The organism is Nostoc sp., assembly GCF_036917615.1.
Taxonomy (GTDB): Bacteria; Cyanobacteriota; Cyanobacteriia; order Cyanobacteriales; family Nostocaceae; genus Nostoc.
In genome coordinates, this window is sequence record NZ_JBALCZ010000084.1 from 97,008 (window position 1) to 122,640 (window position 25,633).

Annotated in this window: 24 protein-coding genes and 3 pseudogenes; 14 read left to right on the plus strand and 13 right to left on the minus strand. The window is 43.3% G+C overall.

The features are described 5' to 3' along the window. The first annotated feature begins 21 nt into the window (after window positions 1–21). From V7K85_RS30585 to V7K85_RS30605, 5 genes and pseudogenes are all read left to right on the plus strand, one after another. Window positions 22–942 carry a histone deacetylase family protein gene (locus tag V7K85_RS30585; protein ID WP_334819545.1) on the plus strand — a complete coding sequence of 307 codons (921 nt, stop codon included), beginning with the start codon at window positions 22–24 and terminating at the stop codon, window positions 940–942. A 451-nt stretch (window positions 943–1,393) separates the two neighbouring features. Further along, the gene (locus V7K85_RS30590; protein WP_334819547.1) at window positions 1,394–1,531 is read left to right on the plus strand and encodes a hypothetical protein; all 138 of its coding nucleotides are present in this window, start codon (window positions 1,394–1,396) and stop codon (window positions 1,529–1,531) included. A gap of 176 nt (window positions 1,532–1,707) precedes the next feature. Next, window positions 1,708–2,154, plus strand: a complete 447-nt coding sequence (locus tag V7K85_RS30595) for a tellurite resistance TerB family protein (protein WP_334819549.1) — start codon at window positions 1,708–1,710, stop codon at window positions 2,152–2,154. A 210-nt stretch (window positions 2,155–2,364) separates the two neighbouring features. Next, window positions 2,365–3,720 (plus strand): UDP-N-acetylmuramoyl-tripeptide--D-alanyl-D-alanine ligase, encoded by a 1,356-nt coding sequence (locus V7K85_RS30600; RefSeq protein WP_334819551.1) that lies wholly within the window; start codon window positions 2,365–2,367, stop codon window positions 3,718–3,720. After that, window positions 3,717–3,809 (plus strand): annotated as a pseudogene (locus tag V7K85_RS30605) (GNAT family N-acetyltransferase); the annotation flags it as partial. The gene V7K85_RS30600 and the pseudogene V7K85_RS30605, both read left to right, overlap by 4 nt. A 102-nt stretch (window positions 3,810–3,911) precedes the next feature. On the opposite strand, the gene V7K85_RS30610 reads toward V7K85_RS30605, so the two are convergent. The 7 genes from V7K85_RS30610 to V7K85_RS30640 form a co-directional block, all read right to left on the minus strand. Beyond that, a complete protein-coding gene (locus V7K85_RS30610) occupies window positions 3,912–4,655 on the minus strand; it encodes a calcium-binding protein (RefSeq protein ID WP_334819553.1) in 744 nt (247 codons plus the stop codon). A gap of 122 nt (window positions 4,656–4,777) precedes the next feature. Beyond that, on the minus strand, window positions 4,778–4,963 hold the full coding sequence (locus V7K85_RS30615) for a hypothetical protein (RefSeq protein WP_334819555.1): 186 nt from the start codon (window positions 4,961–4,963) through the stop codon (window positions 4,778–4,780). A gap of 1,009 nt (window positions 4,964–5,972) precedes the next feature. Continuing rightward, the gene (locus V7K85_RS30620; RefSeq protein WP_334819557.1) at window positions 5,973–6,308 is read right to left on the minus strand and encodes a hypothetical protein; all 336 of its coding nucleotides are present in this window, start codon (window positions 6,306–6,308) and stop codon (window positions 5,973–5,975) included. Window positions 6,309–6,512: 204 nt separating this feature from the next. Then, window positions 6,513–6,914 (minus strand): fasciclin domain-containing protein, encoded by a 402-nt coding sequence (locus tag V7K85_RS30625; protein WP_334819559.1) that lies wholly within the window; start codon window positions 6,912–6,914, stop codon window positions 6,513–6,515. A 257-nt stretch (window positions 6,915–7,171) separates the two neighbouring features. After that, complete coding sequence (locus V7K85_RS30630) at window positions 7,172–7,312, minus strand: hypothetical protein (RefSeq protein ID WP_334819561.1); 141 nt, start codon at window positions 7,310–7,312, stop codon at window positions 7,172–7,174. Window positions 7,313–7,543: 231 nt separating this feature from the next. Beyond that, window positions 7,544–8,860, minus strand: coding sequence for an FADH(2)-oxidizing methylenetetrahydrofolate--tRNA-(uracil(54)-C(5))-methyltransferase TrmFO (trmFO, locus tag V7K85_RS30635; protein ID WP_334819563.1), 1,317 nt, complete (start codon window positions 8,858–8,860; stop codon window positions 7,544–7,546). A gap of 450 nt (window positions 8,861–9,310) precedes the next feature. After that, window positions 9,311–9,994, minus strand: a complete 684-nt coding sequence (locus V7K85_RS30640; RefSeq protein ID WP_334819565.1) for a hypothetical protein — start codon at window positions 9,992–9,994, stop codon at window positions 9,311–9,313. A gap of 127 nt (window positions 9,995–10,121) precedes the next feature. Between V7K85_RS30640 and V7K85_RS36720 the strand changes: the two genes are divergently transcribed. Continuing rightward, a complete protein-coding gene (locus tag V7K85_RS36720; RefSeq protein WP_442940634.1) occupies window positions 10,122–10,334 on the plus strand; it encodes a DUF6887 family protein in 213 nt (70 codons plus the stop codon). A gap of 73 nt (window positions 10,335–10,407) precedes the next feature. Here V7K85_RS36720 and panB read toward each other — a convergent pair whose 3' ends face one another. Beyond that, window positions 10,408–11,178 carry a 3-methyl-2-oxobutanoate hydroxymethyltransferase gene (gene panB, locus V7K85_RS30645; protein WP_334819567.1) on the minus strand — a complete coding sequence of 257 codons (771 nt, stop codon included), beginning with the start codon at window positions 11,176–11,178 and terminating at the stop codon, window positions 10,408–10,410. Between the two features lie 106 nt (window positions 11,179–11,284). Further along, window positions 11,285–12,391 (minus strand): ligand-binding sensor domain-containing protein, encoded by a 1,107-nt coding sequence (locus V7K85_RS30650; RefSeq protein ID WP_334819569.1) that lies wholly within the window; start codon window positions 12,389–12,391, stop codon window positions 11,285–11,287. An 842-nt stretch (window positions 12,392–13,233) separates the two neighbouring features. Between V7K85_RS30650 and V7K85_RS30655 the strand changes: the two genes are divergently transcribed. The 3 genes from V7K85_RS30655 to V7K85_RS30665 all read left to right on the plus strand — a co-directional run bounded on the left by V7K85_RS30655 (window position 13,234) and on the right by V7K85_RS30665 (window position 15,550). After that, complete coding sequence (locus tag V7K85_RS30655; protein WP_334819571.1) at window positions 13,234–14,664, plus strand: form I ribulose bisphosphate carboxylase large subunit; 1,431 nt, start codon at window positions 13,234–13,236, stop codon at window positions 14,662–14,664. 93 nt (window positions 14,665–14,757) lie between these two features. Beyond that, window positions 14,758–15,165, plus strand: coding sequence for a RuBisCO chaperone RbcX (gene rcbX / locus V7K85_RS30660; protein ID WP_334819573.1), 408 nt, complete (start codon window positions 14,758–14,760; stop codon window positions 15,163–15,165). Window positions 15,166–15,211: 46 nt separating this feature from the next. After that, window positions 15,212–15,550 (plus strand): ribulose bisphosphate carboxylase small subunit, encoded by a 339-nt coding sequence (locus V7K85_RS30665; protein WP_334819575.1) that lies wholly within the window; start codon window positions 15,212–15,214, stop codon window positions 15,548–15,550. Between the two features lie 170 nt (window positions 15,551–15,720). Here V7K85_RS30665 and V7K85_RS30670 read toward each other — a convergent pair whose 3' ends face one another. After that, window positions 15,721–15,951 (minus strand): hypothetical protein, encoded by a 231-nt coding sequence (locus tag V7K85_RS30670; RefSeq protein ID WP_334819577.1) that lies wholly within the window; start codon window positions 15,949–15,951, stop codon window positions 15,721–15,723. 157 nt (window positions 15,952–16,108) lie between these two features. Continuing rightward, window positions 16,109–16,270, minus strand: coding sequence for a hypothetical protein (locus V7K85_RS30675; protein WP_334819579.1), 162 nt, complete (start codon window positions 16,268–16,270; stop codon window positions 16,109–16,111). Between the two features lie 2,183 nt (window positions 16,271–18,453). Between V7K85_RS30675 and V7K85_RS30680 the strand changes: the two are divergent. From V7K85_RS30680 to V7K85_RS30700, 5 genes and pseudogenes are all read left to right on the plus strand, one after another. Beyond that, window positions 18,454–19,641: pseudogene (locus V7K85_RS30680) on the plus strand (nitric oxide synthase oxygenase); the annotation flags it as partial. Window positions 19,642–19,720: 79 nt separating this feature from the next. Continuing rightward, a pseudogene (locus V7K85_RS30685) lies at window positions 19,721–19,819 on the plus strand (nitric oxide synthase oxygenase); the annotation flags it as partial. Window positions 19,820–19,828: 9 nt separating this feature from the next. Further along, window positions 19,829–21,841, plus strand: coding sequence for a diflavin oxidoreductase (locus tag V7K85_RS30690; protein WP_334819581.1), 2,013 nt, complete (start codon window positions 19,829–19,831; stop codon window positions 21,839–21,841). 779 nt (window positions 21,842–22,620) lie between these two features. Continuing rightward, complete coding sequence (locus V7K85_RS30695; protein ID WP_334819753.1) at window positions 22,621–23,892, plus strand: ribulose bisphosphate carboxylase small subunit; 1,272 nt, start codon at window positions 22,621–22,623, stop codon at window positions 23,890–23,892. Between the two features lie 23 nt (window positions 23,893–23,915). Next, window positions 23,916–24,149, plus strand: a complete 234-nt coding sequence (locus V7K85_RS30700; RefSeq protein ID WP_334819583.1) for a hypothetical protein — start codon at window positions 23,916–23,918, stop codon at window positions 24,147–24,149. A 67-nt stretch (window positions 24,150–24,216) separates the two neighbouring features. Here the strand turns inward: V7K85_RS30700 and V7K85_RS30705 are convergent, their stop codons facing one another. Together V7K85_RS30705 and V7K85_RS30710 are read right to left on the minus strand one after the other, a co-directional pair. Then, window positions 24,217–24,759: a hypothetical protein gene (locus V7K85_RS30705; RefSeq protein ID WP_334819586.1), complete on the minus strand. Its 543-nt coding sequence runs from the start codon at window positions 24,757–24,759 to the stop codon at window positions 24,217–24,219. A gap of 442 nt (window positions 24,760–25,201) precedes the next feature. Next, window positions 25,202–25,588, minus strand: coding sequence for a DUF2358 domain-containing protein (locus V7K85_RS30710; RefSeq protein WP_334819588.1), 387 nt, complete (start codon window positions 25,586–25,588; stop codon window positions 25,202–25,204). Window positions 25,589–25,633 lie beyond the last annotated feature (45 nt).

The window sequence follows — 25,633 nt, forward strand, 5'->3', positions numbered from 1 at the left end:
GCTGCCAACCTTTTTCGTTCTATGCTGCCAGTCATCTATTCCGACGAATTTTTAGATCACAAGACTGGAAAATACCATCCCGAAAGACCAGAACGCTTGATCGCGATCGCCACTGCCCTAAAAGCAGCTAAATTCGCAGATCAAATTGACTGGCGTCAGCCTACACCAGCATCAGAACAGCCATCACTGATGTCTGTGTTGGTTAAAGCGCATAGCCCAGCCTATATCAAAAAACTTTGGCAAATCGCTTCTAGTGGCGGCGGCCCTTTGGATGGAGATACGCCAGTTTCCCCGCGCAGTTATGATGTGGCATTGTTGGCAGTCAGTGCCTGGTTAGATGGAGTTGAGGCTGTGTTAAAGTCTGCTAATCCGGCTTTTGTAGTGGCGCGTCCCCCAGGACACCATGCAGAAAGTAATGCGGGGATGGGATTTTGCCTATTTTCTAATGCAGCGATCGCAGCTTTATTTGCTCTAGAACAACCCGAAATTAACCGCGTCGCCATCCTAGATTGGGATGTGCATCATGGTAATGGTACTCAGGCGATCGTCGAAACTGAAGCACGCATCGCCTACTGTTCCCTACATCAGTACCCATGCTATCCCGGTACTGGAAGATCGACAGAACGCGGCTTTCATAATAATGTATTAAATTTACCAGTACGCCCTGGTAGTGATATTGCAGAATATCAGCCACTATTTGAAAGACAGGTTGTACCGTTTTTAGCCAACTTTCAGGCAGATTTACTGATTGTGAGTGCTGGTTACGATGCTAATGCAGCAGATCCTTTGGCAAGTATCAATTTGCAGCCAGAAGACTACGCTTTATTTACTGATTATTGTCTAGGGTTAACTCGTAAAATTCTGTTTGGCTTAGAAGGTGGTTACGACTTTGAGACTCTTTCTCAATCAGTTGTAGCGACGATTGAACGCTGTTTACTTTAAGTGGAACCTCGGAATTCCTGATTAAGTAATTTTCCTATATGCACTGAGATTATAGTAATCCTATTTGATTTGTGGCTCAGATTCCCGGTTTCTTAGAGAAGTCGGGAATCTTCTTCTATATCATCCTTTAGATTTCAGAACATAGTCTGCAAAAATAGGCAAGTTGTGCATATTTATTGTCATGATTATTGGTGACTTAGTTAACTAATTATATAACCATCTTTACGTAAATTCAGGGGAAAAAACTTTTGCTATCAACTCAATATAAGTAATTTATTTTACAAGTGCTCCCTACAATTCATCAAATCTTCAAAAATAAAAAGTTTGAGCAGTGTTCTGAAAGAGCTAAAGTTTTGTTAAGATGCAATTGCTAGCAATTTCTCACCGAAATTCACCTATCGGGGTGTGGAGAAATAAAAAGTACTAGCAGCACAAATTTAAAGGTGAAGCAATGACCACCTACATTTTTTTCGATGAAGCCCTACAGATGCTGACCAACGCCTATTTGATATCAGCAGTACTGTTAATAGCAGCTTCTGGTATAGGTTTGGCGGTAATTGAAACAATAGAAAAGACAGGAGAAGGCTAAGTTTACAGATGGCAATGTAGTTTTTGCCAAAACCATTGGGTGCTGGTGTTCGCCGTGAATAAATCCTGGGAACACTAAAGTATGAAAGTCTCACAGCGTTGCAGTCTTACCTGGAAATCTACCAAACACACAGGTAACTGTAGCGCTATTGGGACTCTAACTAAGGAGCTACTACAATGGGTCTATTCGACGCTGTGTTGGGTACAGAAAGCCAAACCCAAGCAGCACTTAATCCAGAGGAAGCTTTTGCTGTCATTATCTTAATGGCAACAGCCTCAGACGGTTATCTTTCTGTTGAGCAGGCAAATTCTATCACTTCTATGCTGTCCCGGACGAAACTTTTTAAAAGTTATTCCCATGAGATGATGAACAGGCTGTTTGACAAAATCTTGGGCATTCTCCAGGGTGATAGTTTTAATGCTTTATTTAATGCAGCAAAAGATTCTCTATCTCAAGACTTACGGGAAGCAGCCTTTGCAGTAGCTACCGATTTAGTCCTAGCTGAAGGTATTGTCGCTGAAGAAGAAAAAAACTTCTTAAATGATTTATATCAAGCTTTAGGTGTTTCTAGTGAGATAGCTATCCAAATTGTGCAAGTAATCTTAATTAAAAACCGGGGATAGGGCGATAGAACATATGCCTAATTAAACTATATAAATAGCTGATAAACAAAGTGTGCCAAAGGAGTTAAGCTTCTTTGGCACTATTTTTGGTGTTATTGTGACTAGGCTTAGATTTGCGATTTCTCGAAAAAGTCGCAAATCTTGTTGTTCAATGCAGTGTTGTGTCATAATTCGATTTTATAATTTTGAACTTTAAATTGTAAATTACTTATGCGTTGTTCTGCCACCCTAATCCAACTGGTTGAAGTTATTTTGGCTCGGACTGTAAACTTATCTGAAACTGCTTTAACACAAGTAAGTAGCGGTATACAAACAGATAGCCGTACCCTGAAGCCAGGTGAAGTATTTGTAGCTTTCCGAGGCGATAAGTTTGATGGACATGAATTTGTGCCAACTGCGATCGCAAAGGGTGCAATAGCTGCAATTGTGGATTTTGAATACGAAAATCCCGGATTTCCTGTATTACAGGTGAAAGACACCCTCAAGGCATATCAAAAAATTGGCAGATGGTGGCGCGATCGCTTTAACATTCCTGTAATTGGGGTTACAGGTTCCGTGGGCAAAACTACAACCAAAGAATTGATCGCCGCAGTTTTAGGAACAAAGGGACGAGTTCACAAAACTTATGGAAATTACAACAACGAAATCGGTGTCCCGAAAACTCTCATAGAACTTGGCGCAGAACATGACTATGCCGTGATTGAAATGGCGATGCGGGGTAGAGGACAAATTGCCGAACTGACGCAAATAGCGCGTCCAACAATTGGAGTGATTACCAATGTGGGGACGGCACATATTGAGTTACTGGGTTCTGAAGAAGCGATCGCTCAGGCAAAATGTGAGTTGTTAACCGAAATGCCTGCTGATAGTGTGGCAATTCTCAACCACGACAATCCTTTATTAATGGCCACAGCAGCGAAAGTTGGGCACGGAGAAGTTTTGACTTACGGCTTTTCTGGCGGGGATATCCAAGGGCAGTTAATTGATCACCAGACTGTGGAAGTTGCGGGAATCCAACTACCTCTGCCGTTGCCTGGGCGTCACAATGCAACTAATTTTTTGGCAGCTTTAGCGGTGGCAAAAGTGTTGGGGATCGATTGGGCAAGCCTCAAAACAGGTGTGATAGTGGATATGCCCACAGGGCGAGCGCAGCGGTTTACCTTACCCAATGATGTGGTAATCTTAGATGAAACTTATAATGCTGCACCAGAAGCGATGATAGCAGCGTTGCAATTATTGGCAGACACACCCGGAAAGCGGAAGATTGCCGTATTGGGTGCAATGAAAGAGTTGGGAGAGCGATCGCAGCAGTTGCACCAGCGAGTGGGAGAAACAGTGCGAAAGTTGAATTTAGACGGCTTGTTGGTTTTGGTAGATGGACAAGATGCCGAAGTGATCGCCCTTAGTGCCGAAGGTATCCCATCAGAGTGCTTTGCAACTCATGCTGATTTGGTGGCTAGATTGAAGACATTTGTGCAAGCAGGCGATCGTTTATTGTTCAAAGCCGCCCATTCTGTGGGACTAGATCGGGTAGTCAATCAGTTATATGCAGAATTTACTAAATGATACCGCTAGAAACCCAACGTCTCATACTACGAGACTTTGTAGAATCAGATTGGCCAATGGTTGATCAATACGCTAGCGATCGTGAAGTTTGACCTGCAAGCGATCGCTTTTTCTGATATGAGCTGATATATTCGTGGGTCCAACCCGCCAATACCAGCAAATTTTTTGAAGTAACTAAACTTAGACAATAGCTAAGTGAGTAGCGAATCACTTAGGCTGTTAAACACAAATTTATCAGCACCATTACCGTCTGTGAGGGTATCACCACCAGCGCCACCGTTGAGGATGTCATTACCGTTACCACTAGATAGTCTGTCATTTCCTGCTAATCCAAAGAGTTGATCGTTACCGTTTTTACCAGAAATTTTGTCATTACCAGCCCCAGCAGTCAGTTTATCTTTACAGTTGCCACCGTTTAAGGTAATGTTTGGCACATTTGCTTCTGTGGTAATCTTGCTGATCAGTTGACTATTGGCATCAAACAGATAACTGGCAACTGCATCAGTGATCCCATCGCTGTTATTGTCAATATCTGCGGAAGTTAGTTTGCCGTTGACATCGTAGTTGTAAGTGGTAATCTGATCAGCGATGCCATCATTATTTTTGTCAACTAACTGTGCAGTGAGTTTGCCGTTAGCATCGTAGCTGTAAGCAGTCACTTCATCAATGATCCGATCATGATTATTGTCAATCTTCTGTGAACTCAGCTTGCCGCTAAAATCATAGCTGTAGCTGCCAACCGCATCAATCACACCATAATTATTGAAGTCATAGCTAACGGATGCGCCTCCATATGTATAGGTTTCATTATCAACTATGCCGTCGCTGTCGTCGTCATACCTTCGGGATGTCAACTTGCCGTTGGGATCATAAGTATAGGTTGAGACTTCATCAATGATGCCGTCGCCCTTGTAGTCAAAGCTTTGAGATGTCAACTTGCCGTTGGCATCATAAGTATAGGTTATGAGAGTATCAGTGATGCCGTCGCCCCTGTCATCATTACTTTCGGATGTTTTGTTACCGTTAGCATCATAAGTATAGCTTATAATGTGATCATTTATGCCGTCGCCGTTGTCGTCATAGCTATAGGATGTTTGGTTGCCGTTGGCATCATAAGTATAGGTTGAGGTATAATTAGCGATGCCGTCGCCATTGTTGTCATGACTAGAGTATATCCTGTTGCTGTTGGCATCATAAGTATAGATTTCGACATCATCAGCGATGCCATCTCCGTTGTCGTCAACCCTATAATGATGTCAAATTATAGCCGTAGCTAATAACTGAGTCTGTTGTCCCATCACTGTTGTTATCTATCTATGTTCTCAGATATCAGTTTGCCATTGACATCGTAAGTGTATATTGTCGTTGATGTCATAAATCTCTGTTCCTACATTAATATCTCTATGACTACACTTGAGTACAGTAGCGTGGCTAATCGAAACTCATAGCAACTTGTCAAATCTATTTCTTCTAGATCAGCAATTGAAAAGATAATATACTCAAAAATTTTTGATGCTAAGTGTTGTTATTTACATTATTAATGTGGTATTCATCATTGCGGTTTTCCGCAACTTAGTATATAAGTTAGCCCTTGCACCACTAGAATTATCTCTGAAAAGCTGAACCTGAAACGCAAAAAACATTGTTGTCAAACCACTTTCAAAAATTAGAACAGCAGGGTTAAAAACTTATACCCTTGGTCTAATCTTTAGCTATGAAGATAAATATTTAACTGATAGTCCGAGTCTTTGGTTAGATAGATTTGTACCCACAACTGCGAGAATACTGATTTATTTAAGATGATAATATTAAAAGCTGTTTGTATAAGTTGAAGACTAAGTTGAGATTTAGCTTACGCGACGCAGCAGGAATCGAGTCATTGCGGCTGTTACCAACAGCACCACAAAGCAAGGGTACAGAATTTTAAATCGTCTTAAATCTAAAATTTGGAGAGCAATGTCTACCGACAAGCCCTGACGCTCGAACGCGAACAGCGTGTGACAGACAAGACTCGCTGACGGGTGAGGGGGTCGCAAGACGTTCGTTCGCGAACAGCGTATCGCAGACAAGACTCGTTGGCATAGCCTCTCGTAGAGAAGAGGCTGCGCTAACGAGGGGGAACTGCCTTTCCTTCTCTGCGAGAAGGTACAGCCCAAGGTAGAGAAGATTGCGACCCCTTCACCGCTACGCATTTACGCACTAGTTACACCAGCGAGTTTGAGAAATAGTGCGAGCAAGAGTATGTATAGATTTCAGGCGTTGTTGGAAAGACTAGGACTGTTACCGTAGCGTCTTTGAAAAAGAATTGCTGCCAAATTAGTCACCAAACAAGTGATTGCTAGCCATAGCAAGATATAAGTAGGAGCCATGACCACGCCAATCATGAACCAAGTATATACGTGAAGTATCATTATAGAAGCGAAAAAGCTAGCAATTCCAGCAGATTGCCACACTTGATATGATGGGCGACGTAACGCTACCAAGCTCATTGTTAAAATTGTGACAAGCAAGTTCGCTGGTACGAGAAATGTACAAATACTTACGCAGTTGCCACGAGAGAACTCAACTAAGCTGTTAAAATCGAGCATTCATTTCTTGGGATAGTGTTAGCTTTTTAAGAATTTAATTTATTGTATTTTAAAATAACGAAATATACATTAACATCTTAGTGAGTAATCACATTGCAAATATAACATAAGTTAAACTATTTAGCTGCGTTTTGATCCTACCAATAGTTAGTTAATTATAAAGATTTTGGATAAGTAGGGTGGAAAACACCCACCCTGGCTGAATTAACCTGGTAAAATCACCGTATCGATAACGTGTACCACACCATTATCAGCTTCGATATCTGCTGCTAAAACTGTGGCATTTTTCACTTCAAAACCATCAGAAGAATCAATTCTAATGGGTGAACCTTCCACAGAATTAACCGTACCGAGTTGTGCTAAATCAGCTTTTAGCAGCTTTCCTGGAACGACATGATACTTTAAAATCCGCGTTAGCTGGGGAATATTCTGTAATAGAGTTTGGATAGTTCCCGCTGGTAACTTGGCAAAAGCATCGTCATTTGGTGCAAAGACAGTGAACGGACCAGGACTTTTTAATGTTTCTACTAAACCAGCAGCTTGTACAGCCGCCACCAGTGTTTTGAAAGACTCAGCCGTAACTGCAATATCAACAATATCAGCCATATATCTTACCTAAATATCTGCAAAAGATTTTAAAGGATAATAAACCTATTTTAAGTTTTATTAAATAAAAAAATTTCAAATCAGACGCTGAATAAACTACACGTAGACGTATAGTTCCCGTCAGACATCACCTGATGATGTTTCTAGGAAAATTCCTGTATAGAACAAATGTCTGATCGCACGTATGCAATTCTGGGAACTGGAGTAATGTAACTGTTATCGGTGGGTTGGGCTTTCTATGTTCTAATAAAATGGGGTCAGGGGATATACACTACTGAGATTATGGGCAGATTATCAGCGATCGCTTCATTCAAATGCTCGATTATACTGTCAAGATGAAGTCTTACCGCCCCAGGATGAAAATTGACTACAACGAAGTAGTCTAGGATAAAACTCATCGCTTCGCAAGTATGGATGTTTCAAAAACACGTCTTTGCTACCCCTCTATTGAGGAAACTGACTTTCTAACTCTTTCAAAGCCCTCGGAGTGAATCTCGAAATCGTACCAACGTCTTTTGTTAGTCTTGAAAATCGTGAAGCCTGGGTGTTGAAGGTATAAATAGGGAGCAGAGGGGAAATTGCAGTAAATCTTTCCCCTGTGCCCCTTCGCCTCTTGTGCCCCATGCCGATTAATTATGATTAGCTTTCCAGTTTGCTAGATCAATTAAAGAGCGATCGCGGTAACGTCCGTAACGCTCCTGTTTACTTTTGATTTTCGCACCCAGTTCCGGAAAAATCCCAAAGTTGGGCGGCATTGGTTGGAAATGCTTCGGCGAAGCGGAACTAATAAATTCCAATAACGCACCGATCATTGTTGTTGGTGGTAAAACCAAAGGTTCTTTACCCAAAGCTAACCGCGCTGCATTAATTCCCGCCAAGCAGCCACCCGCAGAGGCTGCGGTGTAGCCTTCAGTACCAATTAACTGTCCAGCTGCTAACAATGTCGGACGCTCTTTAAATTGCAGAGTAGGATGCATTAGCTGAGGAGCATTAATAAAAGTGTTGCGGTGCATCACTCCCAGCCGCACAAACTCCGCCTTTTCCAAACTTGGAATTAGCTGAAATATTCGCTTTTGCTCACCCCAGCGCAGGTTAGTTTGGAATCCTACCATATTCCACAGTTGACCGGCTTTATCTTCTTGTCGCAACTGCACCACAGCATAAGGACGTTCCTCTGTGCGAGTATCTGACAATCCCACTGGCTTTAGGGGGCCGTAGCGCATGGTATCTTCCCCGCGTTGTGCTAGTTCTTCAATGGGTAAACAAGCTTCAAAAAATTTCGCCGTTTCGCGTTCAAAACCTTTGAGTTCTGTTTGTTCAGCTTTACAAAGTTCTTCTCGAAACTGCAAGTACTGCTCTTTATTCATTGGGCAGTTGAGATAAGCGGCTTCACCTTTGTCATAACGTGATGCCATAAAAGCAACGTCACGATTAATCGATTCTCCCACAATAATCGGACTAGCCGCATCAAAAAAGCTAAGGTATTCCATCCCGGTAAAGCGGCGCAAATCTTGGGCCAAGTCGGGGCTGGTTAAAGGCCCAGTCGCCAAAACCACAATTCCTTCGGGAATCGCAGACACTTCACCCCGGCGAAATTCAATTAAAGGATGGCTAGTTAAAGTTTGAGTCAAGTCTTGGCCAAATTGTCCTCTATCGACGGCTAGCGCCCCACCCGCAGGAACGGCGTGTTCATCAGCTTTAGAAATGACGATAGAGCCAAGTTGGCGTAATTCTTCGTGCAATAATCCAGCCGCGCGATCGCTTGCCATTGCCCCAAAGGAATTACTACATACTAATTCTGCCAAATGTTCGGTATGATGAGCAGGACTGAAGCGCTTTGGACGCATTTCATGGAGAATTACAGGCACTCCAGCTTGGGCTATTTGCCAAGCTGCTTCAGTTCCAGCTAGTCCACCTCCAATTACTTGTATCGGTTGTTGTTCCATAGTTAAATTTTTAGTTCCTATATCATAAGTATCCATCAGCATCAGCGCTAGGACGCATCAACAAGTAGAGTGTTGCTGAGTTTGAGTCTAAACTTTTGTACTAAATACAAAAACGATGCTAGCAAATTATTGAAATAAACAGGAGGATGCTAACCACTAATTGTCCAACGTCGTTGGGCAAAAACTCTAACTGCGCGATCGCACCTTTGGTGTTAGGTGAATGGTTGCAGTTTTTGGAGCTATGCCGTCACAACTCCACTAGTTAAGTAGACAAGGTTATAAGGCGTGTTTTCAAACTCGTTGTATCCTAAAAAACAGGCGATCACAGGCATAGTGTATTGATGAATCGAGGACGACAGGTACAGAACAGTGGGAGAAGTTAAAACCCTTACTTCCACTCCAAAAACCCTAAACTGGTAAATCAAAGGCTGAATTATATCTGTTGTTTTGTCAATCAGTTAATTTTGCAGCCCATTCTTTTTCTGGCTTAAATCCGTATTCATAAATTCCTTTTAAACCCTCAACTTCGCTTATTGAACCAAACCGTTCCTCCCAACGTCGTAGGGCATTTTCCAGTAGCGGCTGATTGAGTGAGTACAGTTCGCTATTGTTTGCGCCGTTATGATAGGAAAATGGATAGAAAAGTGTGTGATGCATAGATAAGCAGAGATATGGCTCTCCGTACTCTGGACCACCACGAATCATCAACTCGCCTAAGTATCTCACCCAGGCTCGAATTGGCTGATGGGGGTATTCTTCAGTGCGAACAAAGACCAGCAGATCGACTTGCATCACTAGCTCTTCAATGGCAGCAGGATACTCGCCTATGGCTTTTAATACCTGTTCAATGTATTCTTCATAGGAGTTTCCTGGTTGCCACTCCAGCACCACTCCTTTAATATCTGATTCACTGCTTGGGCTAAAGAAAACTTCCCAAACTCTTGCTAGCTCGTCAAAAGCATCTATAGTTCCTATGGTGCTATCGATGTACCAAGCATTGACTAATTGAATAGAGAGGGAAGTAAAATCGAATGGTGGAACTATAAACCACTTACCAGCACTCTTTTTACCTGCCCAGGTGTCATTTAGAGGTGCGATTGGAGGTTCTGTTTTATCAATTGATTGATTGTGCATATTAATTTTTTCAAGGGAGTATAACTAATTTACTATTTTGCACTTGGAAGACAAGCTTCTGGGCTTGACCTGCTGTGTCTTTGTAAAGAACTTCAACAAATTTCACAACATCAATCCCTGCTATTAACTGACAGCTTATGTACTTGCACAACGAGATAATGATGAAGCTATTCGTGTTCTGTTTAGCCGCCGTAATCCTCCCGACTCTGAAGCAACATGGTATCGCCCAATGGCGACTGAAGATGGTACACCAATAGAAGAAAATATTCGCATAGCACAAGAAGCAATTAGGCAGCGCATTCAGCAAGCAAATCAAAGAAAGCAAAATTCTTCAAGTTGAGGCTTACTCCTCTGGATTTACACCCATGTCTCTCAGCATTTGCGCCAATTTTGACTCAACTCAAATTCTACTACTATGGAAATTTCCGATCGCGCACTTCTACGGCATAATCTTGCACGGCTTTGGTAATCGTCTCGCGCAAATTTGTATAAACTTTGGCGAATGGTGGATGCTTCTCGGCAAGTCCGATGACATCTGAGGTAACTAAAACTTGTCCATCGCAGTGAGTCCCTGCACCAATACCAATTGTCGGAATGCTCAGTTTTTGTGTGATCTGCATTGCTAAATCTGCGGGGATATGCTCTAACACTAGAGAAAATACACCAGCTTGTTCCAGAGCGATCGCTTCAAGTAAAATCCTCTCACTCGCTTCTTGCGTTTTCCCTTGTTGTCGCAAACCAAGTTGATGTACTGATTGCGGTGTCAAACCTACATGACCCATTACCGGAATTCCGGCTTCTACCAAACGAGCAATAGTTTCTGCGATCGCGGGATAGCCACCCTCCAATTTTACCGCTTGAGCGCCCGTTTCCTTCAGTACCCGCCCAGCTGAGTGCATTGCTTGCTGGAGACTTTCTTGATACGTCAAAAATGGTAAATCTACAACTACTAATGCGCGTTTAACTCCTCGACGCACGGATTTTGCGTGGTATATCATCTCATCCAAAGTTATCGGCAGTGTTGTTTCATACCCTAAAACTACTGCCATAGAGTCACCCACGAGGATTAAGTCTACACCAGCTGCGTCGAGGAGTTGAGCGATCGCATAATCCCAGGCGGTCAACGCCACAATTGAACGTCCCTGTTGTTTCCATTGAATTAATTGCTGGGTAGTGATTGCCATTGCCAATTTTAGATTTTGGATTTTGGATTTTGGATTGGGGATTAGGTATTGGTTATTAAGTATTGGGTATTATGAATAAATTTTCCTAATACCCAATACTTAATCCCTACTTAACAGCGCGACTGAAAGCAATATGGGGTTTTGCACTACTCGTTTTGGGCATTAACCAAGCTAGACCTTCACTAGTGCCAATCCATAATTTATTAGCGATATCAGGTGCAAGGGCAAGAACCCGACTAGAAGGGAGTCCAGCAACTTCTGGGTCTAACACAGCTCCTGTATTTGGATTTAATCGTAACAAACCATTGTTAGTCCCGACCCAAACACTACCATCTTTAGCAAAACGTACTACTGTCACGTTACGCCCACGTAGGCGAGTCACAGACCGCAACACTGCACCAGTTTTTGGGTTAATAACTAGCAAATTATTTGGCATTCCCGCCCAAATTAATCCTTCTGGACTAATAGCTAAGGCTTGTACAGTCGTCCCTGGTAAATCGGCAATCCGCTTCATAATCGCAGCACTAGCAGTATTTACCCGCACTAATCCATCAAGGGTGCCAACCCACAGTTGACCTTCAGCATCTAAAGTTAGGGTGTTAGCGCTGACACCAGGCAGATTTTTTAATGTTGTCATAATCAAGCCTTGGTCGGGACTAATTAGAGCTAAACCGCTATCAGTTCCAGTCCACAAATAACCTCGCTTGTCAAGTAATAGCGACAACACCCGTTTAGAAGGTAAAAATAAATTCTGCGCGGTGATTTCATTAGTGCGGGCGTCTACTCGGATCAGTCCCTCATAACTTCCCACCCACAAGCGTCCAACTTTGTCTTGGGCTAAAGCACCAATGCTAACATTCGGAAAATTAACACGAGAAATAATCTTGCCGGTTTTAGGATCAATCCGCGATAGTCCCCGCCAAGAACCTACCCAAAGATTGCCTGTAACATCTCCCAGTAAGTTACCAACACGATAATCAGTTTCTGGCGAATGTTCTTGCACTCCCCGATCATCGCGTAAAGGTTCTACTCGCGGTGGCGGTGGGGAAGGTGGGTAAGCAGGGGTTACATCAGATGAATTAATGTCAGAGGTTTTTTGTGCCCATCCCATACTTGGCAAACCTATCAACCCCAGCAAAATAGAAGTAATCAATAAACTAGTACGCTTGTAAAATAATACCACGGTGACATTTCCTTTAGAGACAGTACCCATAGCCTTTACCTAAACTGGCTTTGGGTTAATTCCAGTGTTCCCCTAGCTGGGATTTTTTAAACGTCATAGGCAATTTTTCTCAAATTCAATCGGGATTGGGCAGAAGAGGCAGAGCGGCAGTTCTTGCTGGGTGCAAGGGGGAGAATTAAAAATTACTTCTTTCCTCCCTGCTCCCCACTGCCGAAAAGCTTCCTTACAGTTATTGATGACACTTTGTAAAGTATTTGTAACAAAATGTTTAAATCTTTCTGTAATAACAAATTCATATAGTTAAGTTAAAAACTTTCAAAGAATAACTTATCGAATTCTTGATATATTGTGAGACAAGTTACAAATTACGTGGTGTGCAATTTTTTATCTTTCGCTGATCACTCTGCTAAATCTGTGTCAAGTAGATTCTTTTGTGGTATCTTTTCCATCAACGGGGAAGATAGAAGGAGTGTAGAGGCGAGAATGTGTGGTAGCCAGCCCAATCCCCTGAATACCCTGATTTGTGAGGGCATTATCTAAATGCTGCTTGCAAAACGCGGAAGTTTTGATGAAATTGAGAAGGTTTAGTTGGGTGAGAAGAAGAGGTAAAAAGAATTTTGATTCGTAGGAAGAGGGAACAGTAGAAGCGCTAGGTCGTATACCCCTAGAAGGTGAGAACACTGGTGAGGAGGGTTACCACCGCTACCAAAGTGTCCGCCGCAAAAAAAACTGTTAACCTCTGCTAAAGGCAACCCTTAACAAAAATTTTTCCTGATCTTCCCCTGGTTGAAGGGGGAAAGAGCGGGATGAGGGGAAGTTGCACAAAACGTGATTTGATAATTAAAAAGAGTGATTTCAGGGAAGGATAAAATATGTCTTACGCTCAAACGAAGACTCAGAGCAAATCTGGGTATAAAGCCGGGGTTCAAGATTACAGACTAACTTATTACACACCCGATTACACACCAAAAGATACCGATCTTCTAGCTGCGTTCCGCATGACACCCCAGCCTGGTGTTCCTCCCGAAGAAGCAGGTGCGGCTGTAGCGGCTGAGTCTTCCACAGGTACTTGGACAACTGTGTGGACAGACTTGCTCACCGACCTAGATCGCTACAAAGGTCGTTGCTATGATATCGAACCAGTTCCCGGCGAAGACAACCAGTACATCTGCTACGTTGCCTATCCTCTGGACTTGTTTGAAGAAGGCTCTGTAACCAACGTCTTGACCTCAATTGTCGGTAACGTATTTGGTTTCAAAGCTCTACGGGCACTGCGTCTAGAAGACATCCGCTTTCCAGTAGCTTACATCAAGACCTTCCAAGGACCTCCTCACGGTATCCAAGTTGAGCGCGACAAGTTAAACAAATACGGTCGTCCTTTGCTGGGTTGTACAATTAAGCCCAAATTGGGTCTTTCCGCTAAGAACTACGGACGCGCTGTATACGAGTGCTTGCGCGGTGGTTTGGACTTCACCAAAGACGACGAAAACATCAACTCCGCACCATTCCAAAGATGGCGCGATCGCTTTTTGTTCGTTTCTGAAGCTATCAACAAAGCCCAAGCAGAAACCGGTGAAATTAAAGGTCACTACCTAAACGTCACCGCCCCCACCTGTGAACAAATGTTGCAACGGGCTGAGTACGCTAAAGAACTCAAACAGCCCATCATCATGCATGACTACCTCACCGCAGGCTTCACCGCCAACACTACATTGGCTCGTTGGTGCCGTGACAATGGTATCCTGCTGCACATTCACCGTGCTATGCACGCTGTAATTGACCGTCAAAAGAACCACGGTATCCACTTCCGTGTATTGGCTAAAGCTCTACGGTTATCCGGTGGTGACCACATCCACACCGGCACCGTAGTTGGTAAGTTGGAAGGTGAGCGCGGCATCACAATGGGCTTCGTTGACCTGTTGCGTGAAAACTACATTGAGCAAGACAAGTCTCGTGGTATTTACTTTACGCAAGACTGGGCTTCTCTACCTGGTGTAATGGCAGTTGCTTCTGGCGGTATCCACGTATGGCACATGCCCGCGCTGGTAGAAATCTTTGGTGATGACTCCGTACTGCAATTCGGTGGTGGTACTCTGGGTCACCCTTGGGGTAATGCTCCTGGTGCAACCGCTAACCGCGTTGCCTTGGAAGCAGTTATTCAAGCTCGTAACGAAGGCCGCAACTTGGCTCGTGAAGGTAACGATATCATCCGCGAAGCTGCTAAGTGGTCTCCTGAACTGGCTGTTGCTTGCGAACTGTGGAAAGAAATCAAGTTTGAATTTGAAGCAATGGATACCGTCTGATCTGAGTTAACAGTTAAGAGTTAAGAGTTAAGAGTTAAGATTTGCATTAATTCATAACTCATAACTCATAACTCTTTAGGGCTGGGGTCAAGCATGAATCTTAAGCAAATTGCCAAGGACACAGCCAAGACTCTCCAAAGCTACCTGACTTATCAGGCTCTAAGGACAGTACTGGCACAGCTAGGTGAAACGAATCCTCCATTAGAACTTTGGCTGCATAACTTTTCGTCTGGCAAAATTCAGAATGGGGAATCATACATTGAGCAACTGTTGCGGGAAAAACCAGATTTGGCTTTGCGAATCATGACTGTCAGAGAACACATTGCCGAAGAAATCATTGAATTTTTACCGGAAATGGTTCGCACTGGCATTCAGCAAGCCAACATGGAACAGCGTCGCCAGCATTTAGAACGCATCACACAAATAGACACATCTAACCCCAGTCTGCAACCAGAACAGCAAGCAACTTCAGATCCGAATTTGGATAACTTATCCAATTAGTTCGGTCAACCTAGTAGTAAAAAATCGCAACCCATTATCAAAAGCTATGCAAACTTTACCAAAAGAGCGTCGTTACGAAACCCTTTCTTATCTGCCCCCTCTGTCTGACGCTCAAATTGCCAAGCAGATCCAGTACATTTTGAATCAAGGTTACATTCCAGCGATCGAGTTTAACGAAACTTCTGAGCCAACAGAATTATATTGGACACTGTGGAAGCTGCCTCTGTTCGGTGCTAAATCTACTCAAGAAGTATTGAGCGAAGTTCAAGGATGCCGTTCTCAATTCAACACCAGCTATATCCGTGTTGTGGGTTTTGACAACATCAAGCAGTGCCAAATTCTCAGCTTTATTGTTCACAAACCCAACAAAGCCAACAAATACTAAAGTTAGCAAGCTTTAATTAATTGGTTTATGCAATAGGAGAGGTAGAATTATCTGCCTATCCTATTTACTAGATTTATTTTGAAACGCAGAGGGACGCAGAGGTTTACGCAAAGGGGCGTGGAGTTATTCTCTGAGTGCCTCTGCTTTTTTTAAGAGAGTATTAATGCTGATCAAAACTGTACAGAAAGTGTTCCCACAATACTGAAAGGTGCGCCAGGAATCACACCTAAGCGATCGCTGTTTGGTGAGCCAAGATAATATTCTGTGTCGAACAAATTACGGAAGTTCAGTTGCACTCGCCAGTTCTCCCGTTGGTAGAAAATTGAACTATCGAAGCGAAGATAGCTAGGAATATCGTAGGAGTTGGCAAGGTCGCCAGCGCGATCACCTATATCTCCCAATCTTGGTACAAACAGGAATTAGTTTGAAAGTCGTCTTGATTTATGGTGAATGCTCCTAAATTATCTAAAATCAAAATTCTAAACTTCAATATGGCGAAAGCGTTGTTCGCCAGTTTGAATGGAAAACTGAGTATCTCTGGGATCGGGGGTTGAGACATTAGTAGACTGAATTAAACAGATCAAGTGATGCGATCGCACGAGTCGAACCCTCATATCGGCTAACCTCTCGAAATAAATCGAAGCCAATGAGGAGTTGATGGGCGATGCTACCTGTCGCAAACTTGCAAGTGACGGATGTATCTAAGTTGTAATCATCCATCTTGCTGAATTCACCTGGTTGAGAAAAAATTCTCTGAAAATCGCGGTTATTTGAGGAGAGGGAAGCCTAAATCACTTATGCGATTGTCGTCAATAACGCAGATATATATTACAAGTCAATAAGAAATCTTCTTATTTACCTGATAATTTACTTTATAAAAAATGACATCTTAATTGCAAATTATTATCAAATTCAGTAAACCAAAAAGTTTTTTCTAAAAGAGCGATTCTCGAAATTTTTGTAGTTTACGATACTTTTTGGTTTACTGACGGTAAGATTACGGGTTGTATTGTGAAGTGTCACCCGACAAAGGGGTAATATCATTTTTGCGATAATTATAGTCTGGCTTGTTTTGTCTGTTCATAGGCAGCGTTAATTTTGCGATCGCCCACTTATAACTATTTATATATGTTATTGCCTATAATTTGGATGCTGCACCGATAGCGTCCCTTGCGCGTCTCGTAGAGAAGCGTTAGCGAGTCTTCTCCCAAAGGGAGACGCCAAAGGCATATTTATTTTAGAAACACCCTCTAAGTGAAAATTAGCACTGTTTGTACAACGGGCTGTGAACCACGGAGCTGTTTTGTGATAACCCTGGCTTTGGTTTAAATGTCCACATGGTAGAGCTTCTAAAAAACTTTTTGGTTTACTGACTGTTGGAGTTGATGACGCTCACCACCGCTTAAATTGGGTTCTAGGTTTTACCGAGACGATGGATAGTTGAACGTAATTTGGATTAATTACGATGTGATCAATACCTGAGTAAGGATTATAAACTAAGTAGGTCGGCGTAAATATTTGTCGTTGGGATAAGGCAGGCAGAAGGCAACAGCAGTGGTGAGGGAAAAGGATTTTAGCCTAGTTATATTTGTTTACATAGGTTAGTTTTATTATGCCAACTTACTTATTGCCAGATGTAAGTTGGCATAATAATTTTTGCAGCTATGATCGGACTAATGCTTTGTGATCTCGTCTCTTGAGTATTACCTCAACTCTCAAACCGCGTCTTTATGTTTACTTTATAAATCAAATTTTATTATTTATCTTTGAATTAGGGTAAATTAAGAAAAATATAAAATTTCTGGCGATTCAGTACATTTAACTACACAGTTTTTTAACTCATTGACTTTCCAAGCATGAATGACAATCAACGAATCATCCACCTAACCGAAGTTTCTGCACTTGATTTCCCGGCTGACAATAATTATAAGTATAAATGCCATTTGCAGGTAGTTTCCGAAGAGGGACAAAGCTTGTTGTCAAGGGATCTGCTGAACCGCACGCAACCCAGTTGGTTGGTGGATTTGAAAAACAAGGGAGACTGCACGATCGCCATTACTTTGCGTTACCGGAAAGGGGACATCACTCAACCTTGGCAGGATGCTGGAACGGTCGCGTTTGCCACCCAGGAGTGCCTGAATGGAGAGCGCAGCACTGAGTTAGAATTTCCGATTAAAACTTGGAACCAGGCACCCCAATTGAAGCTAAAAACTCGCCTGACTCAAAGTAGCACTGAGGGAAGTAGCAGCAGCTTTACAATTTTGGGTAATCAAAACGGTACTCGCCGCACGGGGAGCAAAGGAACTCAGACAGAGGGCGAGTTCGAGATGCCAGAATCTGTTCCTCTCTCGCCGCAAGAAGAAGTGATTGTCAAAGACGCTTGGAACAAGCTGCGGGCATGGAAAGAATTGCAGATGGAAAAGTTCTTGAAGCGCCTGTTGCTAGAAGAACCTGAATTAGAGTACATCTTCGGGGAAGCAATTAACAGCGTAAATGACTTTTTCTTTGAGTTGTTTGATTACTGCGTACACCAACTTCAGCCGGAAACTCAGAATGTAATTGGAGAACCCTTAATGGGCGTACCTCCAGAAAAAGGGGATTCGTTTGACACGGTTGAGGATTACGGTGCGCTGTTTGCCGATATCGGGATGCATCCCCAGCACTGGTTGAAGGCACGGCAGGTGTGGATGTGGATGCTACCATCGATTCCTTACCTGGAAGAGTACGATCATCAGGATTTAGCAAAAGGTGCAAACTCTGCCCTCTACCGCTTCTTCAATACTCATGTGATTGTGCCAATGGTAGAGGCAATTCACCGCTACAATCGGGCATTGCCCCCAGAAATGCTGCAAAAGATGATCGGATCTTGGCAGGTGTTCAGCCAGAATAAGCAAGTTATGGGGATGGAGTTTTATCAAATCCTGTTTGATAAATATCCTTTTGTATTGCCGATTTTTGGACGAGCAGACATGGATTATCTGTCTCTACACCTGTTTCAGGCATTGGAATTTCTCGTCCAATCCCTAAGAAGCGGCAGCAGTAATGAGATGATCCGAGAGTTGCGCTTCTTAGGGCAGGTACATATCAGTGCAGGGGTGCCATCTTGTGCTTATCCGGCAATAACGGATGCTATGTTTACCTTATTTGAGCGGCACCTACCCGACTTCACGCCAGAGTTACGGCAGGGATGGCAGACGTTAATTGATCGCGCTGTGAATGTAATCAAGCTGCCCAAGCTGAATGAGGAACGATTGCTCAAAAAAGCCAAGCAGTACCTGGAGCTAATCGCCACTGAGCAGGCATGGGAATTGGAGGACAGGGCACGACGCTGGGCAGAAATTCAACAGGAAGTACACGCCACCGGAACCTATACCCACACGTATGAAGAAGTGGCATATGGGGCACAAGTGTCATGGCGCAATGCATCCAAGTGTGTGGGGCGGATTCAGTGGAATAATATGGTGATCCGCGATCGCCGCCACGTTACCGACCCTGATGAGATGTTCCGTGAACTCCAAGAACACCTACAGTCCGCTACAAACGGCGGTAACATCCAGATTACCATGACCGTCTTTCGTCCCAAACATCCTAAGGAACGCTGGGGGCCACGCATTTGGAATCCACAATTAGCTCGTTATGCCGCATACAAGCAACCGGATGGTAGCATTCTGGGCGACCCTGCCAACCTGGACGTCACCAAAGCGATTATGAAATTGGGCTGGCAACCCCCTGAACTACCCACGGAGTACGACATTTTGCCTTTAGTGATTGAAGCTCCGGGTATGGAACCGAAGATGTACCACTGGAATCGAGATGAGATTTTGGAAGTGGAAATCGAGCATCCCGCGATTCCTGAATTCAAATCATTGGGCTTCCGTTGGTACGCCGTCCCTGCCATTAGCAACTTCTCAATGCACGTTGGCGGCATCACTTATGCCTGCATTCCTTTTAATGGCTGGTACATGGAGACTGAAATCATGCGGGATTTCCTAGACGAGTACCGCTACAACAAGATGGAGGACATCGCCAAAGTTCTCAAGCTCGATACTAGTTCTGAACAGACATTGTGGCGCGATCGCGTCGCATTGGAACTTAACGTTGCCATCCTCTACTCCTTCCAAAAAGCGAAGGTGACGATGGTAGACCATCACATCTGCCTCTCGTCAATTCCTGGCGCACGACTTACGCGAGAAGAAAGCAGGACGCGAGTGTCCAGGGGATTGGGGTTGGGTCGTACCCCCATCGGGGGGAAGTGCCTGTCCGGTCTGGCACCATCAGATGCGCGACTTCTACTTAGAGCCAGCCTATCACCATGCTGCCGATCGCTGGGCAGTTGAAGATGGTATTGACCTGGAAAAATTCATCACCACTAACGACGAGGACGATAACAAGCAAGACCGCATCCTGATTCTCTACGCTTCCGAAACAGGTACTGCTGAAGCCTTGGCACGCAAAGCCGCTCGTCAACTCCAGCGATTCCGTCCCCAGGTGATGGCGCTGGATGAATACAAGACCGACATCCTGGCATCGGAGAAACTCTTACTCATCGTCACATCCACCTTCGGCAATGGCGAAATACCTGGAAACGGCAAGAAGTTCCTTCAGTGGTTGAAAAAACAACCTGCACGTTCTCTCGACGGTTTAAATTACTCCGTTATGGGCATTGGTAGTACCGTTTACGAAAACTTCTGCGCTGCCGGAATTTCGGTAGATAAGGGACTCGCCAAGGCGGGAGGTAACTGTATTGTGCCACTCCACAAAGGAGATGAAATCAAGGGACAAGCCGACACCTTCAAACAATGGTTAGGACTGGTTTCCCGCATTCTGGGTGAGGATACGACCTCCGCCGATGCGACAGCTCAAGCTGCACCTAAACTGAACGTTACGTTCTTGAGTGAGACGGAAGCAGCAAATGTTTCATCAGTAGAAGTGAGTGGAGACAGAGGAGTTGGAGTACCTTTGGTTGCCAATAGCGAACTACTCAAAGAAGTGATTCCTGGTAGCCGTTCTACTCGCTATCTTGTCTTTGATATTTCTGGTACCGATTTGCAGTATGAAACAGGTGATCATGTTGCAGTTTATCCTGGCAATCCGGTGGAGTTGGTGAATCAGTTGTGCGATCGCCTTTCAGTATCCCCCAACACCTATTTTACAGCTCGTTATCTAATGCCAGATGGTACAGAATTAGAAGAAAAACCTCCTGTTAGCGTTCCCACAACCATCGGACAGGTTCTCTTAGAAGACCTCGATTTGACTTTGCGCGAACCATTCAACGACCTGCTGACCTACCTATACTCAGTAGCACAAAATCCCCAGGATAAACAACGTCTGGAAACCTGGTTGGAAATTCTGCGGCAAGGAGACGACCATCCCGACAGCATCACGCTCAAGAAAACGATCACGGACAACTTCATCAGCGTTGTCGATCTGTTCAATGAATTTCCTTCTGCCCAAATTACACTAGAAGTCCTGCTAGAATTGTTGCCGAAGCAAAAACCACGCCTCTACTCCATTTCCTCCTGTCCTCTGCTTCATCCTCAGCACATCCAAATCACAGTTGGAGTGTTGCAAGTTAAAACGGATGCAGGTAAAATCCGTCAGGGACTTTGCTCAAACTACCTTGCCGGACTTGAAACGGGGGCAAAGGTTCGGATCAGTGTCCGCACCTCCGGCTTCCGTCCACCCAGCGATCCACTCGCGCCAATGCTGATGGTTGGACCGGGTACAGGGGTATCGCCGCTGATTGCCTTCCTCCAGTATCGGCAAGCCCTATTGCAGCAGGAGACACAATTAGGTAATGCTTGCTTGTACTTCGGCTGTCGCGATCGCAGTGACTTCCTCTATGGAGAGCAACTTGTAAGCTGGCAGAATCAAGGCGTACTGTCAGGGTTAGAAGTTGCCTTCTCGCGTTTGACCGACAAGAAAGTCTATGTACAAGGCTTAATGGAAGAAAAAGCTGAAGAACTCTGGCGAATACTCAGCCATCCGCAATGCCACTACTATGTCTGTGGTGATGCCAAGATGGCAGACGATGTGTTTGAAGTGTTTATGGCGATCGCTAAAACGGAAGGGGGATTATCGCATATTGAAGCTGTTAGTTTCTTCAACAAAATGAAGCAAGAAAAACGCTTTTTTAGTGATGTTTGGGGCGTGGTGCTGCACTTCAAGGAAGCGATTAAAGAGGTACAGCATGACAACTACTCGAAAGCTGAAAAATGGCTTGAGCGTGTGCAGGAATCTGCTGATAGTCAACCTGCCGTTCCGGAGGAATTGCAACTGCTAACTATCTAAAGTACGTGATCGCGCAAGCGACTCCCCGAATCGAGTCTCGCCTGGATAGAACCCATTTACGTCTAGTTAGCTCGGGCAATACACGTTAAAGCCAAAACGTGTAATTATATTTAGATGACTTTGATGAACCACTAGAAGATTTTAAAGAATATACAGCAGATTGCAACTTAGTGAGGTACAGATTATTGTAAGGGCACAACAATGTTCATTGGTGTCAACTTAAGGTGAATCTGCTGAGTGTATGAGTTTTGCCCTCACCCCCAGCCCCTCTCCCATGCTGGGAGAGGGGAGTAAATTCTCCAGTTCCCCTTCTCCCATATTGGGAGAAGGGGTTAGGGGATGAGGGCAACCCTATAACGCTCTCTCTTACCTAACTTCTACGTTAAGTTGACCTATGAACAATGTTGTGCTCCTACCTGTGTACCTCCTTTACCTGAAAAACGCTGTATGTAATGAGGTAGCTACTGGACACTCATATTTTTATTTGGTTTGTGATGGGTGATCCAAGAATCAGCGTTAGTATGCGATGGCGCAAAGCGCCCACTGAAAGCGATCGCAAATTGAAAATACTCAGAATCTACTGAGTATTGATAGTGTTTGGGAAATGACAATTAAGCACAGCATTGGTAAACTCAACCTAAGTGCTGATAAAATTTTTGATGCATATCCAATTGAGCGTTTATGGTAAGTAGCGCCCCTTTTCTACCAAAAAATAAATAAACAGTCATCACCAAAAAAACTTAACATTACTTTAAGCAGTGCTAGGCAAAGATAATTTTATGGGTTACTACATCGCTCCCCGCTTTCTGGACAAACTGGCTGTCCATATCACCAAAAACTTTCTAAAGCTTCCTGGCGTGCGAGTTCCCGTGATTTTGGGTATTCATGGACGCAAAGGAGAGGGCAAAACATTTCAATGTCAATTAGTCTTCGAGAAAATGGGTATCGAAGTGACTAACATATCTGGCGGCGAATTGGAAAGTCCAGATGCAGGAGATCCAGCGCGGTTGATTCGGCTGCGCTATCGGGAAACAGCAGAACTGATCAAAGTACGTGGCAAAATGTGTGTACTGATGATTAACGATTTAGATGCGGGTGCTGGACGCTTTGATGAAGGCACTCAATATACTGTAAATACGCAGTTGGTGAATGCCACACTGATGAATATTGCTGATAATCCCACAGATGTGCAGTTGCCTGGAAGCTATGATTCCACGCCTTTACATCGTGTGCCGATTATCGTCACAGGTAATGATTTTTCCACCCTCTATGCACCGTTAATCCGGGATGGACGGATGGAGAAATTTTATTGGGAACCAGACAGAGATGACAAGGTGGGGATTGTCAAGGGGATTTTTGAATCGGATGGACTGTCACAGCGGGAAGTTGAACAGCTAGTTGATACTTTTGTCAATCAGTCCATTGACTTTTTTAGCGCTTTGCGATCGCGCATTTATGACGAACAAATCCGCAACTACATCCATCAAGTAGGTTTTGAGCAGGTATCCTTGAGTGTAGTTAACAGCGTTGAAGGCCCACCAGAATTTAAAAAGCCAAATTTTAGCCTGTCTCACTTAATCGAGTCTGGTAACTTCCTGGTTGGTGAACAAAAACGGGTAGAAAATTCCCATTTGGTTGATGATTACAATCGACTCAATCGAGGTAGAAATTCTCAATCTGCACCACCTGCTGTAACACCAATTAGTCAGCCGTTAAGCAATAGCGCAACCCAAGAAAGAAAAACTAATGGATTCCAGAAACAGGAATTATCGAGTCCACATTTGACCCTAGAGATACAAGGACAGATTCGGCAATTATTGTCTCAAGGTTACAAAATTAGTATTGAACACGTAGATGAGCGGCGTTTTGGCACAGGTTCTTGGCAAAGTTGTGTTCATAGCCACATCGATGCAGAGTCTGATGCAATCTCAAACTTGGAATCAACTCTGGCAGAATATAGTGGTGAGTACGTGCGCTTGGTAGGTATTGATCCAAAGGCGAAGCGACGGGTTTTGGAGACGATTATTCAGCGTCCGAATGGAAAAAATTAGGGGTAGATAAACGAAAAAGAGCGATGTCTACCGACAAGCCCTTCTCTACCTTGAGTTGCGCTATCGCAAGACATCGAGGACTCGTTGGCATAGCCTCTCGTAGAGAAGAGGCTACGCTAACAGCAAGAATCGCCTTGGCGCAGCCCAAGGTAAACAAGACTGCGACCTCCTCACCGCTTTGCGTCTACGCACTACAAATACCAAGAGCGATCGCTTTTACTGATTCTCAAACAACTGGAAAAACTATGCTTGCTTAATTTGATAGCTGAATCCTAATACCAATTCTGTATAAAGATGCACAGAATCATCTGCCTGAAATCCTAGCTAGCGGGACTTAAACAAAAAAGAAAATAAAAACACGGTATAATGCTTTTCTAGCATAGCTTTCACGTCAAAGAAACTTTCCGATTCGGGCAAATTTTTATCTGCGATCGCAAATTCCCCCTGATGGTTGTCGATTTCATGTTTTATCCGCACCAAAGCTTTAACATAACTGCTTTGTACCAAAAAATTCTGCTCTGGATATTGTTTGAGTAGCTGCTTGATCAGTTCAATTCCAGTATCAGTAGTCGCAGTAATTCCCTGGCTAGCAGGAATAGATAAATCTACCACAATCAAATTTAAAAGTGCTTTTTCCTGCTCTATATCTTCCTGTTTTGCTTGAATCTGAGCTATTTCTTCCAAAGCATCTCGTGCAGTTTTCACCTGAAGAAATTCCGTGTCTGGATATTGTCGCTTCAATACATCGAGGGTTCCAGTTAAAATCATTTGGTGGTCATCAACAACCAATATTTTTTTTGGTTTTAAGTTTTGAGACTCTAATTGAATTTGGTTCTTTGCTAATTTATTCAGATTAACTTCAACCATAATTTCTCTGCTCTCACGTTATAAATTGCTAATTAAATACTTTTGATCAGGTAAGTACAGATTAGGATAGTTGATATTTAAATATCTTCGTTAACTAAGTGTTAAATCAAGATATTTGTGTGAATTCTGTAACTAAATAATTTTATTTTTAGATTATTATGCAGCAAATAATACAAAAAGTTTTAGATTTTTGACTCCTACTTAATCTTACCCTCGCAATCACTGGTTTGTAGGATAGATATTGATATTTATCTTAATATTTTATCGGAGAAAAACTTAATAGTGCATGCAGAAAAGTGCATTTTTTACTAAAGATTATTGAGATTATTTTTCAGTCTATTGATAATAGAGTACTCTTATTGACAATATGCGACCGCTCTAAGCATACCCTTGCAGACAGAGGGGAGAACAAAAGGAGGAAATTAGAGCAAGCCTTAATTGTTTACATTTTTGTAGCAAAGAAATGCTGTTTCACCACGTCTAAGCGTGAACAATGCCAATAATCGACATGGGAGACAATCAAACCATCAGAGTTAAGACCTAATTCACTCCAACCAGGAATAGAGATCCGTGGCTTCCAGGGGAGAGGGGTGTTCCAACTGAGTGTCCACTCAGTTTTTATTGTGTCTCCTAAACGTTGAATGTTATGTAAATCCATTTTGGGATCTAAAAACACAGTCTTGATGAAATTAATCATCTGTTTGTAGCGTTTAACGCCACGAAACTTATTCAGCGGGTCTTGAAAATAAACATCTGGAGCGTAAATGCTGTAAGTTTGATTTACTGGGAATATTTGATAGTCTTCTTTGAGGATTTCAATGATATCCATGATAAATAGATATATCTGTAAATTGGTTTAATATGGAAACGTGAC

Coding starts and splice junctions, on each gene's coding strand:
- V7K85_RS30585 (WP_334819545.1), top strand. CDS start 22: ATGCTGCCAGTCATCTATTCCGACGAATTTTTAGATCACAAGACTGGA.
- V7K85_RS30590 (WP_334819547.1), top strand. CDS start 1,394: ATGACCACCTACATTTTTTTCGATGAAGCCCTACAGATGCTGACCAAC.
- V7K85_RS30595 (WP_334819549.1), top strand. CDS start 1,708: ATGGGTCTATTCGACGCTGTGTTGGGTACAGAAAGCCAAACCCAAGCA.
- V7K85_RS30600 (WP_334819551.1), top strand. CDS start 2,365: ATGCGTTGTTCTGCCACCCTAATCCAACTGGTTGAAGTTATTTTGGCT.
- V7K85_RS30620 (WP_334819557.1), bottom strand. CDS start 6,308: ATGCTCGATTTTAACAGCTTAGTTGAGTTCTCTCGTGGCAACTGCGTA.
- V7K85_RS30625 (WP_334819559.1), bottom strand. CDS start 6,914: ATGGCTGATATTGTTGATATTGCAGTTACGGCTGAGTCTTTCAAAACA.
- V7K85_RS30630 (WP_334819561.1), bottom strand. CDS start 7,312: ATGAGTTTTATCCTAGACTACTTCGTTGTAGTCAATTTTCATCCTGGG.
- trmFO (WP_334819563.1), bottom strand. CDS start 8,860: ATGGAACAACAACCGATACAAGTAATTGGAGGTGGACTAGCTGGAACT.
- V7K85_RS30640 (WP_334819565.1), bottom strand. CDS start 9,994: ATGCACAATCAATCAATTGATAAAACAGAACCTCCAATCGCACCTCTA.
- panB (WP_334819567.1), bottom strand. CDS start 11,178: ATGGCAATCACTACCCAGCAATTAATTCAATGGAAACAACAGGGACGT.
- V7K85_RS30650 (WP_334819569.1), bottom strand. CDS start 12,391: ATGGGTACTGTCTCTAAAGGAAATGTCACCGTGGTATTATTTTACAAG.
- V7K85_RS30655 (WP_334819571.1), top strand. CDS start 13,234: ATGTCTTACGCTCAAACGAAGACTCAGAGCAAATCTGGGTATAAAGCC.
- rcbX (WP_334819573.1), top strand. CDS start 14,758: ATGAATCTTAAGCAAATTGCCAAGGACACAGCCAAGACTCTCCAAAGC.
- V7K85_RS30665 (WP_334819575.1), top strand. CDS start 15,212: ATGCAAACTTTACCAAAAGAGCGTCGTTACGAAACCCTTTCTTATCTG.
- V7K85_RS30675 (WP_334819579.1), bottom strand. CDS start 16,270: ATGGATGATTACAACTTAGATACATCCGTCACTTGCAAGTTTGCGACA.
- V7K85_RS30690 (WP_334819581.1), top strand. CDS start 19,829: ATGCGCGACTTCTACTTAGAGCCAGCCTATCACCATGCTGCCGATCGC.
- V7K85_RS30695 (WP_334819753.1), top strand. CDS start 22,621: ATGGGTTACTACATCGCTCCCCGCTTTCTGGACAAACTGGCTGTCCAT.
- V7K85_RS30700 (WP_334819583.1), top strand. CDS start 23,916: ATGTCTACCGACAAGCCCTTCTCTACCTTGAGTTGCGCTATCGCAAGA.
- V7K85_RS30705 (WP_334819586.1), bottom strand. CDS start 24,759: ATGGTTGAAGTTAATCTGAATAAATTAGCAAAGAACCAAATTCAATTA.
- V7K85_RS30710 (WP_334819588.1), bottom strand. CDS start 25,588: ATGGATATCATTGAAATCCTCAAAGAAGACTATCAAATATTCCCAGTA.